This window comes from Paeniglutamicibacter sp. Y32M11 (assembly GCF_019285735.1).
Lineage (GTDB): Bacteria > Actinomycetota > Actinomycetes > Actinomycetales > Micrococcaceae > Paeniglutamicibacter.
On sequence record NZ_CP079107.1, the window covers coordinates 1,778,553 to 1,794,700 of the forward strand.

A 16,148-nucleotide genomic window follows, 5' to 3' on the forward strand; every position below is an offset into this window, starting at 1 on the left:
CGCCACGAATCGACACTGTGCTTGGGCATCAACCATCGGGCTGGATAGTCTTTGTACATGTCAACACAGAACTCAGTCATCCAGCCTGCAGCCGTCGTCACCGGAGCCTCCAGCGGCATCGGGGAAGCCACCGTCCGCGCCCTGAGCGCCCGCGGATGGAAGGTCTTCGCCGTCGCCCGCCGCGCCGAACGACTTGCGGCGCTCGCCGAAGAAACCGGTGCGGTGCCAGTTCCCGCGGATATCACCGATGATGATCAGGTGGCCGCGCTGCTGGCCACCGTTGAAGCAGCCGGTGGCATCAACACCCTGATTAATATCGCCGGCGGTGCCCGCGGCGCCGACTACCTGGCCGAGGCCAAGAACGAAGACTGGGACTTCATGCTCCAGGCCAACGTCATGGGCACCATGAAGATCACTCGCGCCTTCCTGCCGATGCTCCGTGCGAACGGCGAGGGCACGGTACTGAACCTGACCTCAACCGCCGGACTGGTCAGCTACGAGGGCGGATCGGGCTACAACGCGGCCAAGGCCGCCCAACGAGCACTCACCCAGGCGCTCCGCCTGGAAGAAGTTGTCCATAACATCCGGGTCATCGAGGTGCTCCCCGGATTGGTGCAGACCGAGGAATTTGCCCTCCGGCGTCTTGGTGGAGACAGCGAAAAGGCGGCGAAGACCTACGCCGGTGTGGCCAAGCCGCTCACCGCGGAGGACATCGCCGACATCGTCTCCTATGCCGTAAACGCCCCGCACCACGTGAACCTCGACGAGATTGTGGTGCGACCGGTGGCGCAGGCCGCGGCTCACAAGCTGATCCGCGACCAAGCATGAGCGCGGCCTCTTCGGCCGGGAACCGCCCCTTGCACGTGGTGGCCTGCGCCCATGGGACGGATCATCCCACGGGCCGGAGGCTGATCCATGCACTGCGGGCGGAGCTGGCCGCCGAGCTGGCCGCCGAGGGGCTGCGCGCGGTGGTGCATGAGGCCTATGTAGATGTGCAGGAGCCCGGACTGGAATCGGTGCTCACCGCGCTGCCGGCAGGTGAGCAGGCCATCGTCGCCCCTCTCTTGCTCTCGGAGGGGTTTCATACCTCGGTGGACATCGCGAACGCGGTGGCCACGCGGAGCCACACCACTTCCAGTGCGCCGCTGGGACCGGACCCGCGCCTGGCCACGGTGCTGGCGGCGCGCCTCACCGAGGCCGGATATCAACCCGGGGATGCGGTGGTGCTCGCCGCCGCCGGAACTCGCATTCAGGCCGGTGCCGCGCAGGCGGCAGCAATGGCAGCGCTTCTGGCCACCGAACTAGGCCAGGACGTGAGCATCGCCTATTGCTCGGCCGCCACCCCCGCGGTGCCAGATGCGGTGGCGGCGGCGCGCGCGGCCGGTGCCACCCGCGTGGGCATCGCCGCCTTCCTACTGGCCCCCGGATTTTTCCACGACCGGCTGGCCACCGCCGGGGCCGACTATGTTTCCGCGGCACTGCTTCCGAGCTTAACAATCGCGAAATGTGTCGCCACAAGACTCGCTGAGGCCCGCGAAACGGTCTGCGAAGACGCCGAATAGGACCTCATATGACCTCATGACGCGTTAGGTCGGGGGCGTTGGCGGGCGACGGCGCCGCGCCCCTAGAGTCGTGGCCATGACACAGGCAACTCACACCCCGGCCAACACCCGGCCCACCCGCCCGGCGGGTAAACCGCACGGACAGTGGAAGATTGATGGCACCGAGCCGCTGAACGCCAACGAGGCGTTTAAGGCCGATGACAACGGGCTGAATGTGCGCGAGCGCATCGAAAACGTCTATGTGCACGGAGGATTCGACTCCATCGAACCCGACGACTTGCACGGCCGCTTCCGCTGGTGGGGTCTTTACACCCAGCGGAAGCCCGGCATCGATGGTGGGCGCACCGCAACACTTGAGCCACACGAACTCGAAGACCGCTACTTCATGCTGCGCGTGCGCATCGATGGTGGAACCCTGAGCACGACGCAGCTGCGCACCATCGGGGAAATTTCCCGCGACTTTGCCCGCGACAGCGCGGATGTGACGGACCGGCAGAACATTCAGCTGCACTGGATCGACGTGGTCGATGTCCCAGAAATCTGGCGCCGACTCGAGGCCGTGGGACTGGACACCACCGAGGCCTGTGGAGACGTACCGCGGGTGATTCTCGGTTCCCCCGTCGCCGGCATCGCGAAGGACGAGCTGCTGGATCCGACCGGCGTCATCGCCGAAATTCGCGAGCGCTTCATCGGGGACCCCGAGCTGGCGAACCTGCCGCGAAAATTCAAGACCGCCATCTCCGGGCACCCCTCTCAGGATGTGGTGCACGAAATTAACGACATCTCGCTGATCGCCGTGAATCACCCGGAGCTCGGTCCCGGTTATGACCTGTGGGTGGGCGGCGGATTATCCACCAGTGCCAGGTTGGCCGAACGCCTCGGGGCGTTTGTGAGCCCGGAGCGTGCCGCGGAGGTATGGCTCGGCGTTGTCTCGATCTTCCGCGACTACGGCTACCGTCGCCTGCGTAACAAGGCTCGGCTGAAGTACCTGATGAACGACTGGGGGCCGGCTCGCTTCCGCGAGGTACTGGAAAACGAGTACCTGGGTTATGCGCTGCCCGACGGTCCGGTGCCGCCCAGGCCCACCACTCCCGGGGACCACGTGGGAATCCACGAGCAGAAGGACGGGCGCTACTTCATTGGTGCCTCGCCCAACGCGGGCCGGCTCTCCGGCACGCTACTGCTTCAGCTGGCCGATCTTTTGGAACGCCACGGCTCCCAGCGTATGCGCACCACCCCGCACCAAAAACTGCTCGCCCTGGACATTCCCGCCGCGTCGGTGACGGCGGCCGCAGCGGAGTTGGACGCGCTGGGGTTGGCCACGGCGCCCTCGATCTTCCGCCGCTCGGCCATCGCCTGCACCGGCATCGAGTACTGCAAACTGGCGATTGTTGATACCAAGGACACCACCATCGCCGCGGTGGCCGAACTGGAGGAACGCTTCGCCGCCAAAACGGCGGTGCGCTTGCCGGCAGCCCTCTCGCTGCACGTGAACGGTTGCCCCAACTCCTGCGCCCGCATCCAGACCGCCGACATCGGGTTGAAGGGGCAGCTGTTGCCCGATGGCAACGGTGGGATGAGTCCCGGATTCCAGGTTCACCTGGGCGGGGGACTGGCCTCCAGCGCACGAGCGGAGGCCGGCCTGGGCCGCACCGTGCGCGGGCTTAAAGTCACCGCAGATGAGTTGCCGAACTACATCGAACGGGTGTTGGAAAACTACTCGGCAGGGTCCACCGAGGGCGAATCCTTCGCCACCTGGTCCCACCGAGCCGCCGATGAGGAAGTCCTATGAGCACCACCAAGCCAAAGTCCGCCGACGTATTAGCCGCCGACCGCGCGCTGGCCGAAGCCGGTGCCGCCGAATTGGGGTTTGACGCCTCCGCCACCGAGGTCATCGCCTGGGTGGCACAAAACTTCACCACCGCGCAGGTGGCCGTCGCCTGCTCGATGGCCGATGCCGTCCTCCCGGCGGTGGTTGCCGAACAACTCCCGGGGGTCGATGTGCTCTTCCTGGAGACCGGCTATCACTTCCCCGAAACCCACGCGACCCGCAATGAGGTGGCCGCCACCCTAGACGTGAGGATCATCGATGTGCTGCCGGTGCGTACCGTCGCGCAGCAGGATGCCGAATGGGGACCCAAACTGCATCAGCGCGATCCCGCCGCCTGCTGCAAGCTGCGCAAGATGGAGCCACTGGCCAAGGCGCTTGCCGGCTACCGGCTCTGGTTCACCGGAGTGCGCCGCGAGGAGGCACCGACGCGCACCAACACCCCGCTGATCACCTGGGATCAGGCGCACTCGTTGATCAAGGTCAACCCGCTGGCCGCCTGGAACGTCGATGAGCTCACCGGCTACGCCGCGGCCAACAGCGTCCCGGTGAACCTGCTGCTGACTAACGGCTACCCGTCGATCGGCTGTGCCCCGTGCACCGCCCCGGTGGCCGACGGTGACGATCCGCGCGCCGGCCGTTGGGCCGGGGTTGCCAAGACCGAATGCGGTATCCACCAATGAGCCTGGCCCGCACCCCCTACCAGTATCCACTTTCGAAGGAGTCCGAGATGAGCAGCACCGCACCGGGGATCGCCCCACCGCTCGGTCGCGCGCAGCAAAGCGCCACGCCGGCCACCGACGTGCTCAATGCGTTGGAAGCAGAATCCATCCACATCCTGCGCGAAGTGGTGGCCGAGTTTGAACGTCCGGCCATGCTGTTCTCCGGCGGAAAGGATTCGGTGGTGATGTTGCACCTGGCCACCAAGGCCTTCTGGCCCGGAGTTGTTCCCTTCCCGGTGCTGCACGTGGACACCGGGCACAACTTCGATGAGGTCATCGAGTTCCGCGATCGCACGGTCAGTGAGCTGGGGCTGCGCCTGGAGGTGGCGCGCGTGCAGGATTACATCGACGATGGCCGGCTCTCCGAACGTGCCGATGGCACAAGGAACCCACTGCAAACCACGCCGCTGCTGGACGCCATCGCCGAGCATAAATTTGACGTGCTTTTTGGTGGCGGACGCCGCGACGAGGACAAGGCCCGAGCCAAGGAACGGATCCTCTCGCTGCGCGACGAGTTTGGCCAGTGGGATCCGCGCAACCAGCGCCCCGAACTGTGGAACCTGTACAACGGGCGCCACACCGCGGGACAACACGTGCGCGCCTTCCCCATCAGCAACTGGACCGAACTGGACATCTGGCGCTACATCGAGCGCGAAAACATCGCCCTTCCCTCCCTCTACTACGCCCACGAACGTGAGGTTTTTGAACACGCCGGGATGTGGCGGGCCGTGGGCGAATTCAGCGCCCCTGGCCCCGGGGTTGTGAGAGAGCACAAGACGGTGCGCTACCGCACCGTGGGGGACATGTCCTGCACCGGTGCGGTGCTCTCGGAGGCCAACACCACCTCGGAGGTGATCCGCGAGGTCGCCACCACCACCATCACCGAACGCGGGGCCACCCGGGCCGATGATCGCATCTCCGAGGCCGCCATGGAAGATCGCAAGAAGGATGGGTATTTCTAATGAGCACCACGAACCTGGACAGCACCACCGGCAACACCAACACCGCGCAGCTCGGTCGCCGCGGACTCTTCCGCTTCGCCACCGCCGGCTCGGTGGATGACGGCAAATCAACACTCGTGGGTCGACTGCTGCACGACGCCAAGGTGGTCCTCGCCGACACCCTGGAAACCCTGGCGCGCACCTCCGCGGCCAACGGTTTCGGCGGCGGGGACGGCACCCTGGATCTGGCGTTGCTCACCGATGGGTTGCGCGCCGAACGCGAACAGGGCATCACCATCGACGTGGCCTACCGCTACTTCTCCACCGGCGAGCGCTCCTTTGTGCTCGCCGACTGCCCGGGACACGTGCAGTACACCCGCAATACCGTCACCGGGGCCTCGACCGCCGACGCCGCCATCGTCCTCATCGACGCCCGCAAGGGCGTGCTGGAGCAGACCCGGCGCCACCTAGGCGTCATTGGCCTGCTGCGGGTGCCCAACGTGATCATCGCGGTGAACAAGATTGACCTGATTGATTACGATGCGGACCGCTTCGCGAGCATCGCCGCGGACGTGGCACGGGTTGCCGCGGGGCTGGGCCTGCCGACCCCGCACACGCTGCCGGTCTCCGCGCTGGTGGGCGATAACGTGGTGGCCCGCTCGGCACACACTCCCTGGTACACCGGGGACACGTTGTTGGGGCTGCTCGAATCTCTGCCCACCCGCGATGAGCAGGACACCGTGGCCGAGGACTTCCGCTTCCCGGTCCAGCTGGTCTTGCGCCCCCAGGGCGCGCTGGCGCCGGGGTTGGACGCCGGGGACTTCCGCGACTACCGCGCCTATGCCGGATCCATCGCCGCCGGCTCCATCACCGTGGGGGACCCGGTCACCATCGCCACCCCCGGGCAACCACGCCGGGAAACCACCATCGTGGGGATCGACGCCGCGGGGGTGGCCCTGAATTCGGCCAGCGCGCCGACCTCCGTGGCGTTGCGGCTGAAAGATGAGCTGGACATCGCCCGTGGGGATACCATCGCCGCGGCCGGCACCCTGCCCGACTCCTCTGTGGATCTGTACGCGCAGCTGTGCTGGCTGGCGCCTTTGCCGCTGCGTTCCGGGGCCACGGTGATCATCAAACACGGCAGTGCCACGGTGCGCGCCAAGCTCACCCGGATCCGCGGGAAGTTGGATCTGGAGGACTTCGGATTGCTGCCCACCGCGACGCTGGAGCTGAACGACATTGGCGCGGTGGTGCTGCGCTTGGCCCGCGAATTACCCACCGAGCCCTATGTCCGGCACCACCGGACCGGAGCGTTTTTGGTGATTGATCCGCAGAGCGGGAACACTCTGGCCGCCGGTCTGGTGGACGAAGCCCCGAAGACCGCGGGCTAACACCCGCCATGCTGCGGGCCGTTGGCCGCAGGTCATAAATCTGGATTACGAAGGAGAGCTGTTCATGGATACCACCAGGTACACCGCCGCGGCGCAGACCACCGGGCCCGCCCGCCGGGCGCTACTTGCCGGCGGCACCGGGCTGCTGGGCCTGTTGGTGCTCGGAGCCGCTACCACCACCACCGTGCCGCGGCCCGGATCCACCGCCACGACTCCCGCCACCGCTGCCACCACGTTGCGCTTGGGCTACTTCGCCAACCTCACCCACGCCCCGGCGCTGGTGGGTCAGGCCAAGGGCCTTTTTGCCGCGGAACTTGCCGGTTCCGGGACCACCGTGGCCACCAGCATCTTCGGTGCGGGTCCGGCCGCCGTGGAGGCGCTGAATGCCGGCGCCATCGACGCCGCCTATCTGGGGCCCAACCCGGCCCTCGCGGCCTACGCCTCCAGCGGTGGGCGCGGATTGCGGGTGCTGGCCGGCGCCGCGGCCGGTGGTGCCCAATTGGTGGTGCGTGAGGAATTGGCCGATGCCGCGCGCGGCGATGTTGGTGTCCTGCGCGGTGCCACACTGGCCACCCCGCAGCTGGGCGGCACTCAGGATGTCGCCCTGCGGACCTGGTTGACCGCGCAGGGACTCGGTACCGATGTGCGTGGCGGGGAGGTGTCCATCACCCCGACGGCCAACGCGCAGACCCTGGAACTCTTCCGCTCCGGGGCCATCGACGGGGCCTGGCTGCCCGAACCCTGGGCCTCGCGGTTGGTGCTGGAGGCCGGCGCCGCGGTGTTAGTCGATGAGGCGCAGCTCTGGGATGGGGCAGAAACCGGTGCGCCGGGACTCTTCCCCACCACGGTGCTCGCCGTCTCCCCAAACTTCGCCGCCGCTCACCCGCTGACGGTTGACGCCCTGCTGCGGGGCCACCTTGCCGCCCTGCACTGGCTGAACACCGCAGATCGTCGAGAGGTCAGCGAGTTGTTGAATGCCGAGCTGTCCGCGAGTGCCGGGGCTCCGCTGGCCCCAAAAGTGATCAACCGGGCGCTGAGCTCGCTGAGCTTTACCGCCGACCCGCTGGCCGGGGCCTACCCGCGCCTGCTCCAAAATGCCGTGGATGCGTCCCTGGCCGAATCCGCCAACCTCGATGCCCTGGTGGATGACTCCTTCCTGGCCCGGGCACGCAAGGAGCGAGCGGGCGCATGAGCATCCTCATCGAGAAACTCTCCAAGGACTACGGTGGAGCCCCGGTGCTCTCCTCGATCACCACCAGCATCGCGCAGGGGGAATTTGTGGCGGTGCTGGGCGCATCGGGCTGCGGCAAATCCACCCTGCTGAACATCGTCGCCGGTCTTGAGCCACCCACCGCCGGAGCCGTCACGGTGCCGGCGGGCGGAGCCGCCTTTATGTTCCAGGATGCGGCCCTGCTGCCCTGGCTCACCGCACGGGCCAACATCGAACTCGCCCTTCAATTGCGCGGGGTGCCGCGCGCGCAGCGCAAGGACCAGGCACAAGAACTCCTGGAACTGGTCCACCTGGGCGACGCCGGATCCAAACGCCCCCACGAACTCTCCGGTGGCATGCGCCAGCGGGCCTCCCTGGCCCGCGCACTGGGTCAGGACAAGCCGGTGCTGCTGATGGATGAACCGTTTGCCGCCCTGGATGCGATCACCCGGGATTTGCTGCACGAGGAACTGGAACGGATCTGGCTGGCGCAACGGCGCACCGTGCTCTTTGTGACCCACAATGTGCGTGAGGCGGTACGGCTGGGCCAGCGTGTTCTGCTGCTCTCCTCACGCCCCGGACGCCTAGCCGCGCAATGGGACATCGACCCCATGGTGCGCAGAGATCCAGCCGCCCAAGCGGCACTGACCCGGGAGATCACCCAGGCACTACGCGAGGAGATCCGCCATCATGCCCACTAGCCCCACCCTCTCCGGAGCACCGCGTACGCGGAGTGAGGCGCCGGAAACCGACACCCTGCGGGAACTCGAGGCGGGCCTCGACTCGCTTCAGGACGCCCCCGTCGCAACGCGTTCTAACGCCGGACGGATTCTTTTGCCCGTGGGTACCGTGCTGGGACTGCTGAGCCTGTGGCAATTGGCCGCCTGGTTCGGCTCCCCACGCGAAGACCTGTTCCCCGGCCCGCTGCAGGTGCTGGGCACCGCCGGCGAGCTGGCGTCCGATGGGCGCCTGGGCGAAGCGATTGGCACCTCGCTGCAGCGTGGGGTGCTCGGCTTCCTGTTGGCCCTGGCCATCGGCACGCCGCTGGGTCTGCTGCTCGCCGGGGTCCCGATGCTGCGCCGCGGCATCGGCCCGCTGATCTCCGGACTGCAGGTCCTGCCGTCCGTGGCCTGGGTGCCGGCCGCCATCATCTGGTTTGGCCTCACCGACGCCACCGTCTACTTTGTGGTGCTGATGGGCGCCACCCCATCGATTATCAACGGGCTACTCTCCGGGGTTGATACCGTCCCGCCGCAATACCGGCGCCTCGGCACGGTGCTGGGTGCCAGCCGCCTGCAGGGCCTGCTGCGCATCGTTTTGCCAGCAGCACTGCCCGGCTACCTCGCCGGACTCAAACAGGGCTGGGCGTTTTCCTGGCGCTCGTTGATGGCCGCGGAGATCATCGCGGTGGGCGGATCGATCGGCTTTGGCCTCGGTTCGCTGCTGCAACAGGGCCGGGATCTGTCCCACATGGCCATGGTGGTCTCCGCGATCCTGGCCATCCTCATTGTGGGCATCGCCATCGAACTGCTGGTCTTCGCCCCACTGGAGCGCAGATTGCTGCGCCGCCGCGGACTAGCACCGGGTGCCTCACGATGAGTCAGCACCACCAACACGCACATCACGAAGCGAAGGAAGAACCCATGTCAGCATCGGCGAGCGAGCCCATCCACCCGCTAGCGCTGCGCCTTCGGGGCAAGGCCGTCCTCTGTGTCGGAGCCGGAAAGGTGGCCCACCGTCGGCTGAGTGCCCTGCTTGAGGCCGGCGCACGTATCACCGTCATCGCCCCCGCAGCGGTACCGGAGATCGGTGCCCTGGCCGAGGCCGGGGCGCTGACCTGGCGCCGGCGAGGTTATGAGCCCGGGGACCTGGAGGGCATGTGGCTGGTCCACACCGCCACCGGGGACCCAGCGTTGGACGCCCGGGTGAGTCACGATGCCGAAGAACAACGAATCTGGTGCATCAACGCCGCCGATGCCCGGGCCTCCAGCGCCTGGACCCCGGCGATTACCCGGACCAGCGAGGGAATCACCATCGCGGTGAGCGCCGGCGGAGATCCGCGCCGCGCCGCCGGACTGCGCAACGCCATCGCCCTGGCCGCTGACACCGGATTACTGCCGCTGCGCCGCCGGCGCACCGGCAGCGGATCGGTGGCCCTGGTCGGTGGCGGCCCGGGGGATCCCGGGCTGATCACCGTCACCGGGCGCCGGTTGCTGGCGGCCGCCGATGTGGTGGTGGCCGACCGGCTGGGCCCGCGCGCCCTGCTGAGCGAGCTGGACGCTGCGGTGAAAATCATCGAGGTCGGCAAGGCCCCGGGCGACCACCTGGCCACCCAGGATCAGATCAACGAGGTACTGGTGCGTGAGGCCCGTGCGGGAAACCGCGTCGTGCGACTCAAGGGCGGGGACCCGTTTGTCCTGGGCCGCGGCGGAGAAGAAGCAGCCTATTGCCGGGCCCACGGCGTATCGGTGGAGGTCGTCTCGGGCGTCACCAGCGCCATCTCGGTTCCCGCAGCCGCCGGTATCCCCGTCACGCATCGCGGTGTGGCTACCGGATTCTCGATGGCCACCGGGCACGACGAGCTGTGCGAACTGCCCGCACGGGCCGATCACACGCTGGTTCTGCTGATGGGGGTGGGGCGCCTGGAACGCAATGCCGCCACCCTGCTGGGCCGTGGTTTGGCTGCCGACACCCCGGTGGCCATCATCGAACGTGGGTACAGCCCCGACCAACGCGTGACCATCGGAGATCTGGGCACCATTGCCGCCACGGCCACCCGCATCGGGGTGGCAAACCCTGCGGTGATCGTGATCGGCGACGTGGTGCGGCTCAGCCCGCACGCCGCCGGAATCCTGGAGCCACTCCAGCAGCCAGCCGCCGCCGTATCCCACGCCATCGATGTGACTCGGGTGCGGCACCGCGTGCCACAGCCCGTCGGCTGAGAGTTCCCGGAACGGCTCGTTATCACCACTCGGCAGTAGACCGCCGAAAAGTACCACTACCTACCTCGAATCTTTAGCTACTTAGGAGAACGCCCGTCATGACGCAGCAGAACGACCCCGATGTGACCCCCGCCGTCTTTACCGCCCGCCCGCTGCGGGTCGCCATCATCGGCGCCGGCCCGGCAGGCATCTACGCGGCCGACATCCTCACCAAGTCGGAGCGTGACTTCGAGTTGGCCATCGACATTTTTGACAGGTACCCCGCACCCTATGGACTGATTCGCTACGGTGTGGCCCCCGACCACCCGCGCATCAAGGGCATCGTTAAGGCACTGCACAAGGTCCTTGACCGCGGGGATATCCGCTTCTTTGGCAACGTGAACTTCGGCGTCGACCTGACCTTGGCGGAGTTGAACGAGCACTACGACGCCGTCATCTTCGCCACCGGCGCCATCACCGACGCTGACCTGAACATTCCGGGCATCGAACTGGACGGTTCCTATGGGGCCGCCGACTTCGTTTCCTGGTACGACGGCCACCCCGACGTGCCGCGCACCTGGCCGCTTGAGGCCAAGGAAATCGCGGTGCTCGGCAACGGCAACGTGGCCCTTGACGTGGCCCGGGTGCTTTCCAAGCACGCCGAAGACCTCTTGGTCACCGAAATTCCGGAAAACGTGTTCGCGGGTCTGAAGGATTCCCCGGTCACGGATGTCCACGTTTTTGGTCGCCGCGGACCGGCCCAGGTGAAGTTCACCCCGTTAGAACTGCGCGAACTCTCGCACAGCCAGGACGTGGACATCGTGCTGTACCCGGAAGACTTCGAATTTGATGCCGCCTCGGATGCCGCCATCAAGTCCAATAACCAGATCAAGACGATGGTCGGCACGCTGACCAACTGGCTCATCGAACAGGAAGAACGCGAAGAGAACGTCGACGTTGCGCAGTCGTCTGAGCCTGCCGTGGCCGGACGCCCGCGCCGTCGGCTGCACCTGCACTTCCTGCAGTCTCCGATCGAGGTCACCGGGCAGAACGGCAAGGTCACGGGGCTGACGTTTGAACGCCAGGAACTGGATGGAACCGGGCAGGCGCGCGGAACCGGCGAGCAGGTGCACTACCCGGTGCAGGCGATCTACCGCGCCATCGGCTACTTCGGCTCCGCCTTGCCGGAGATTGAGTACGACGGGCGCACCGGGACCGTGCCGAACCACGAGGGTAAGGTCCTTGATCGATCGGGCAGCCACGTGCCGGGCCTCTATGCAACGGGCTGGATCAAGCGTGGACCGGTGGGTCTGATTGGCCATACCAAGTCCGATGCCGCCGAGACCATCGCCCACCTGATCTCCGATCTTTCGACGCTGCCGCTGGCCACCCATGCGGACCCGGAGGCGGTGAGCGCACTTTTGGTGACCAAGTCCGTGGCCTACACCAGCTGGGAAGGTTGGCTGGCACTTGATGCCCATGAGCAGGCCCTTGGCGCCGCCGCGAAGCCTGCTCCCACGAAGGCGGGTCCGGTTCCGCGAGAACGCATCAAGGTGGTTGACCGCGCCGAGATGCTTGCCGCGTCCGCTACCGCCCAGGAGGCCTCGGCATCTCTGGCGGGTTAAGTTGAGTGCGGGTCACTGTGCTGGGCAAGAGGTGAAGTGAGGGGCATTTTGCCGATGTTGCGGGCTCATGGCGAGTTTTGAGCGGGGTGATCACCACTAGCGGCTGACGGCGCTGCTGATGATGTGTCTTATGCTGTGAATACAGCGCATCGTGTGACTTTGGATGGGCTGGTGGAGTGTCAGGCGACGCAGGGTGGCACCCACAAGCTCATCCGCAGAATTCAGAACACACACCTTGCCCCGAGAGGCGCCTCCCACGTGATCAAATCCAGCCGGCCCTTCCTCACCAACGTACAGACGCGGCTGCCTCATCTAGCGTGCGGATTGGTGCTGGCATCGCTGGCACTCACGCCGTCGTTGGTTCCTCGCCCCACGCTCTTTCAAGGCTTCTTGGCAGGGCTGTGGTTCATGATCGGCTTCGGCCTGGGGCATCCAGTGCGGAACCTCGGGCGGTGGCTTCGCACGTTGCTGCCCGGGCGGTTGGCAAACTTTACCCCGTCGTTGCGTAGTGCACGGATCTTGCGCACGGTCGTCCTTTTTCTCCTTGTTGTCTACCTGTTGATCTATGCCAGCATCGTGGTGCACTGGCAGAACGAGGTTCGCGCCCTGGTGGAGATGGACCCGGTGGATGGTGCCGCTCACGTGGTATTCGTCCTCGCGGCGCTGGTCACGATGGTGCTGTGTTGGGGCATCGCACGGGGCATTTCTTCCATCGCGAGCCTGGCGGCTCGGCGAGTGGCCAACGCGGGGGGCTCTTTGCGGACAGCTGCCTGGACGTGGTCGCTTACCTCGGTGCTGAGCACAGTGCTCCTGGCGGCGGTGCTAGTAGGGGGTGGATTGGTGGCGGTGGGGAAAATTTACGCGGGGCGTGATGCCGGAACTCTCGATGGCAGTGTGCGCCCGATTCTTCCCACCCGATCGGGCTCCGCGGAATCCGCAGCCGCATGGGAAGGGTTGGGCCGCCAAGGCAGGGCCTTTGCTGGGGGCGGCCCAAGTGCCGATGCCATCGCCAAGATCACCGGCACCGCCCTTGACCCGGTACGCGTCTATGCCGGGCTTTCTCAGGGCGCGGATATGCTCGAGCGCGCGGCGTTGGTGGTTGATGAGTTGGAGCGTACCGGCGGCTTCGAGCGCGAGGTGCTGCTGGTAGCCACCCCGACCGGCTCCGGTTGGTTGGAGCCCCAAGCCATCGCCGCTTTTGAATACCTCTACGCCGGTGACACGGCGACCGCCTCGATGCAGTATTCCGATCAGCCCAGCTGGGTGTCGTTCCTCTTTGACCCCGAGCTGGCGGCGGCGTCAAGCACTGCCCTTTTTGATACTGTGTATGAGCGCTGGGAACAGCTTCCGCGGGAGCATCGGCCCCGGCTTGCCGTCTATGGCCTCAGCCTGGGGGCGGCGGGGATGCAAGGTAATTTCACCGATCTAGAGGAGATGCTTCAGCGCACAGATGCCGCCCTGTTCACTGGTCCTCCGGCAAATTCGGAGCCCTGGCGTACGCTGCAGAATACGCGTGATGACTCCAGTCCCATCTGGCGCCCGATTTACCAACAGGGGAAAAATGTGCGGTGGCAGTCCAAGCCCGGCGACTTCTTGGAGCCCGCCGGAACATGGGAACCACCGCGGATCGGCTATCTTCAGCACGCCACCGACCCGATCACCTGGCTTGATCCAGCGGTGATATACCAACGCCCCGAATGGCTCGGCGCTAGTGCAGCGGAAGGCGGCCGCGGAGCCGATGTGAGTGACGCAATGATGTGGATGCCCGGTATCACGTACATGCATCTGGTGACCGACATGTTAGTCAGCGAGGCCGTGCCGCCGAGCCACGGACACAACTTCGGAGATGTGGCCCTTGATGCGTGGGCCCAAGTGCTTCCCGGGCACGGATTGAGTGATCCGCAGCTGGACGCGGTCCAGGAACTCATCGCGGGCATCAACACGCATGACCCGATCTGGGAGTGATGTCTAGGCCGCCTGAAGGGGACTGGTGGCGGGGAAGAAGATCCAGTTTCGCCGCGGCAGCTGTTCCGGATCCCGGGACTTGGCCGCAAGCACATGCGGGATCCCGCGGATCATTTCAATCCGGAACTTTCCTGCGTGATAACTCTGGTGGCATGCCGGACAGAGCAGACAGCCACGTGAGACATCGGTCCGCCCACCCAGCATCCAGGGATCAAGGTGGTGCGCCTCGCAGCGATTCGCCGACATGGTGCAGCCGGGATTGATGCATCCCCTATCTCGCACCGCGATGGCTCGGCGCTGAGCCCGATTGAAGTATCTTCGTGTGCGCCCCAGTTCCAACGGGACCCCCGTGCCGTCCAAAACAATCGGGATGATCCCGGCATTGCAGGCGATGCGCCGGCAAGTTGCTGCGGAAATATCCTCGCCGTGATCGGTGAGGCCAGCAGTCTCTAACTGGCCCATGAACGTAGCCAGATCAACGGTGACATTCATGGTGAAGTTGGGGGCTAGCGGCATTTGATCCTCACCAGCTGATCCGGCGGTGGTGCCATCGGTGCTGCCAAAGCCGGGCTCCGGTGGGGCGGTGGCACTACGCAAGGCATCAAGCATGAATTGGTGAAGGCGTTTGGCTCGCTGCCGGGTGAGTGCTTGTTCGATGCTCTCGCCGGGTTGCATATTTATGGTTGGATCCAGTTGGACGGGCACGCCTACGTCGGTGAATTCGGCCGTGGGTCGTTGATCGAGAGGAACCTTGGGGTCGATGGCCCATTCGGGGATTGTTGGAGCCTCGTCGATGGGGACCCGGGGCACAGTTCCGGCCTTGGTCCTTGGGCTGTTGAGGATGTCCGCCGCGGTGGCCAGCAATTCGTGGCCCTCCGCGGTGGTGATGACCTTGTATTCGTAGCCCTTGGCTGTATGGCCGAGGTAGTGGGCGCCGATAAAGAGGTCTTCGGTTCCCAGTAGCGCCGTGGCAGCTCGTCGCTCATCGAGGCGTTTGGCCTGGTCCTTGAGCAGTTTTGCCGTTCCCTGAGCGTTGCGAGTGCGTGCCGCCGCGGCTAGCTCGCCCTCCAACTCGCGATCTGGTGCGAGGCCTCCTTGCCCATCGGCACGTTGAGGATCCAGTGCTTCAAACCTCGTGGCGAGCGTCGCAAGCGCCTTGGGATCCGCGGCGGCATCGGTGAGTACCTGACCCAATAGCGGGTACTTGGGTGGAAGTTCGCGGCCGTTAAACCCGGTACGTGGCAACAGGTTCTCCGCGCTGCGGACCCGATGCTGGGCCTGAAAATGGGTGAGGTTGTGCTGTGCACTGAGAAAATCTGTTTCGTCCCGGTAGAGCGGTTGGCGGCCCGATGGTGTTGGAACATCGTGGGGCAGCGTCCCGGACGAGGCGAAGTCGCTGGGCGTGGCCAGTGCCTGATTAACGGCGGCCAAGGATTCTTCGGTGATGGTGTGAAGGGCGGCGGAGGTGGCCGATGAGGTGGCCAACAACTGACCGTAGCCCGATTGCCGATAGAGATCTTCGGCGAGTTTCACGAACGTGGCGGCGCGTACCGGTGAGGATTGCACCGTTGCTGCCGAGCGGTCAAGTGCGAGACGAACCAGGGGAACCAGCAGGCCCAGCACACGCAAATCATCCGGTGCGGGATCGGCATCGGCCGCGCAGCCGATGGCAGCGTCGGAGCCAGCGCTGGGCAATAGTGCGGTGATCGCCTCCAACGCCGCGAGCGTGAGTGGTTCGTGTGCTTCCATGTCCACCAGCATGCGCCGGAAATATCGGGCGTGGGGGAAGGGGCTGGGGAATGTGGATAAGTATTCTGCGTGAGATCGTGGCCGGTCCTTGCCCCGATGCGTTCGGTGGGAACGTTGGGCGGCAAGGCAGGGATTGGAGCAAGGCAGAGATTGGAGCAGGGTAGTGGGTCGGGGAGAGGAACTGGGCAGATGAAACCGGGACGAAACCGGGGGATTGAGCATGATGGGGAATCG

General features: G+C 65.8%; 13 protein-coding genes. 12 read left to right on the forward strand and 1 reads right to left on the reverse strand.

Translation table 11 applies throughout. The features are described from left to right. The first annotated feature begins 57 nt into the window (after positions 1–57). The 12 genes from KUF55_RS07820 (at position 58) to KUF55_RS07875 (ending at position 14,165) form a co-directional block, all read left to right on the forward strand. Positions 58–828: an SDR family oxidoreductase gene (locus KUF55_RS07820; RefSeq protein WP_218818500.1), complete on the forward strand. Its 771-nt coding sequence runs from the start codon at positions 58–60 to the stop codon at positions 826–828. Continuing rightward, positions 825–1,562, forward strand: coding sequence for a sirohydrochlorin chelatase (locus tag KUF55_RS07825; RefSeq protein WP_218818501.1), 738 nt, complete (start codon positions 825–827; stop codon positions 1,560–1,562). The genes KUF55_RS07820 and KUF55_RS07825 overlap by 4 nt, the downstream gene beginning before the upstream one ends. Positions 1,563–1,638: 76 nt before the next feature. Further along, on the forward strand, positions 1,639–3,354 hold the full coding sequence (locus KUF55_RS07830; RefSeq protein WP_218818502.1) for a nitrite/sulfite reductase: 1,716 nt from the start codon (positions 1,639–1,641) through the stop codon (positions 3,352–3,354). Further along, positions 3,351–4,073, forward strand: a complete 723-nt coding sequence (locus KUF55_RS07835; RefSeq protein ID WP_218818503.1) for a phosphoadenylyl-sulfate reductase — start codon at positions 3,351–3,353, stop codon at positions 4,071–4,073. The genes KUF55_RS07830 and KUF55_RS07835 overlap by 4 nt, the downstream gene beginning before the upstream one ends. 47 nt (positions 4,074–4,120) lie before the next feature. After that, positions 4,121–5,074 (forward strand): sulfate adenylyltransferase subunit CysD, encoded by a 954-nt coding sequence (gene cysD / locus KUF55_RS07840; protein ID WP_218818504.1) that lies wholly within the window; start codon positions 4,121–4,123, stop codon positions 5,072–5,074. Further along, entirely contained in the window at positions 5,074–6,444 is a 1,371-nt protein-coding gene (locus KUF55_RS07845) for a sulfate adenylyltransferase subunit 1 (RefSeq protein WP_218818505.1), read from the forward strand. The genes cysD and KUF55_RS07845 overlap by 1 nt, the downstream gene beginning before the upstream one ends. 64 nt (positions 6,445–6,508) lie before the next feature. Next, positions 6,509–7,636 carry an ABC transporter substrate-binding protein gene (locus KUF55_RS07850; RefSeq protein ID WP_218818506.1) on the forward strand — a complete coding sequence of 376 codons (1,128 nt, stop codon included), beginning with the start codon at positions 6,509–6,511 and terminating at the stop codon, positions 7,634–7,636. Further along, positions 7,633–8,355, forward strand: coding sequence for an ABC transporter ATP-binding protein (locus KUF55_RS07855; protein WP_132363487.1), 723 nt, complete (start codon positions 7,633–7,635; stop codon positions 8,353–8,355). Before KUF55_RS07850 ends, KUF55_RS07855 begins: the two co-directional genes overlap by 4 nt. Beyond that, on the forward strand, positions 8,345–9,253 hold the full coding sequence (locus tag KUF55_RS07860) for an ABC transporter permease (RefSeq protein WP_218818507.1): 909 nt from the start codon (positions 8,345–8,347) through the stop codon (positions 9,251–9,253). The genes KUF55_RS07855 and KUF55_RS07860 overlap by 11 nt, the downstream gene beginning before the upstream one ends. Before the next feature lie 44 nt (positions 9,254–9,297). Further along, positions 9,298–10,596 (forward strand): uroporphyrinogen-III C-methyltransferase, encoded by a 1,299-nt coding sequence (cobA, locus tag KUF55_RS07865; protein WP_218818508.1) that lies wholly within the window; start codon positions 9,298–9,300, stop codon positions 10,594–10,596. 98 nt (positions 10,597–10,694) lie between these two features. Next, positions 10,695–12,200: an FAD-dependent oxidoreductase gene (locus KUF55_RS07870; protein WP_218818509.1), complete on the forward strand. Its 1,506-nt coding sequence runs from the start codon at positions 10,695–10,697 to the stop codon at positions 12,198–12,200. A 258-nt stretch (positions 12,201–12,458) separates the two neighbouring features. Then, positions 12,459–14,165: an alpha/beta-hydrolase family protein gene (locus KUF55_RS07875; RefSeq protein ID WP_218818510.1), complete on the forward strand. Its 1,707-nt coding sequence runs from the start codon at positions 12,459–12,461 to the stop codon at positions 14,163–14,165. A gap of 3 nt (positions 14,166–14,168) precedes the next feature. Here the strand turns inward: KUF55_RS07875 and KUF55_RS07880 are convergent, their stop codons facing one another. Further along, positions 14,169–15,914, reverse strand: a complete 1,746-nt coding sequence (locus tag KUF55_RS07880; RefSeq protein ID WP_218818511.1) for an HNH endonuclease signature motif containing protein — start codon at positions 15,912–15,914, stop codon at positions 14,169–14,171. Between the last annotated feature and the right edge of the window lie 234 nt (positions 15,915–16,148).

What these genes read in the sequence shown, in the direction of transcription:
- KUF55_RS07820 (WP_218818500.1), top strand. Translation starts at nt 58, where the DNA reads ATGTCAACACAGAACTCAGTCATCCAGCCTGCAGCCGTCGTCACCGGA.
- KUF55_RS07825 (WP_218818501.1), top strand. Translation starts at nt 825, where the DNA reads ATGAGCGCGGCCTCTTCGGCCGGGAACCGCCCCTTGCACGTGGTGGCC.
- KUF55_RS07830 (WP_218818502.1), top strand. Translation starts at nt 1,639, where the DNA reads ATGACACAGGCAACTCACACCCCGGCCAACACCCGGCCCACCCGCCCG.
- cobA (WP_218818508.1), top strand. Translation starts at nt 9,298, where the DNA reads ATGTCAGCATCGGCGAGCGAGCCCATCCACCCGCTAGCGCTGCGCCTT.
- KUF55_RS07845 (WP_218818505.1), top strand. Translation starts at nt 5,074, where the DNA reads ATGAGCACCACGAACCTGGACAGCACCACCGGCAACACCAACACCGCG.
- KUF55_RS07855 (WP_132363487.1), top strand. Translation starts at nt 7,633, where the DNA reads ATGAGCATCCTCATCGAGAAACTCTCCAAGGACTACGGTGGAGCCCCG.
- KUF55_RS07850 (WP_218818506.1), top strand. Translation starts at nt 6,509, where the DNA reads ATGGATACCACCAGGTACACCGCCGCGGCGCAGACCACCGGGCCCGCC.
- KUF55_RS07880 (WP_218818511.1), bottom strand. Translation starts at nt 15,914, where the DNA reads ATGGAAGCACACGAACCACTCACGCTCGCGGCGTTGGAGGCGATCACC.
- KUF55_RS07835 (WP_218818503.1), top strand. Translation starts at nt 3,351, where the DNA reads ATGAGCACCACCAAGCCAAAGTCCGCCGACGTATTAGCCGCCGACCGC.
- KUF55_RS07870 (WP_218818509.1), top strand. Translation starts at nt 10,695, where the DNA reads ATGACGCAGCAGAACGACCCCGATGTGACCCCCGCCGTCTTTACCGCC.
- cysD (WP_218818504.1), top strand. Translation starts at nt 4,121, where the DNA reads ATGAGCAGCACCGCACCGGGGATCGCCCCACCGCTCGGTCGCGCGCAG.
- KUF55_RS07860 (WP_218818507.1), top strand. Translation starts at nt 8,345, where the DNA reads ATGCCCACTAGCCCCACCCTCTCCGGAGCACCGCGTACGCGGAGTGAG.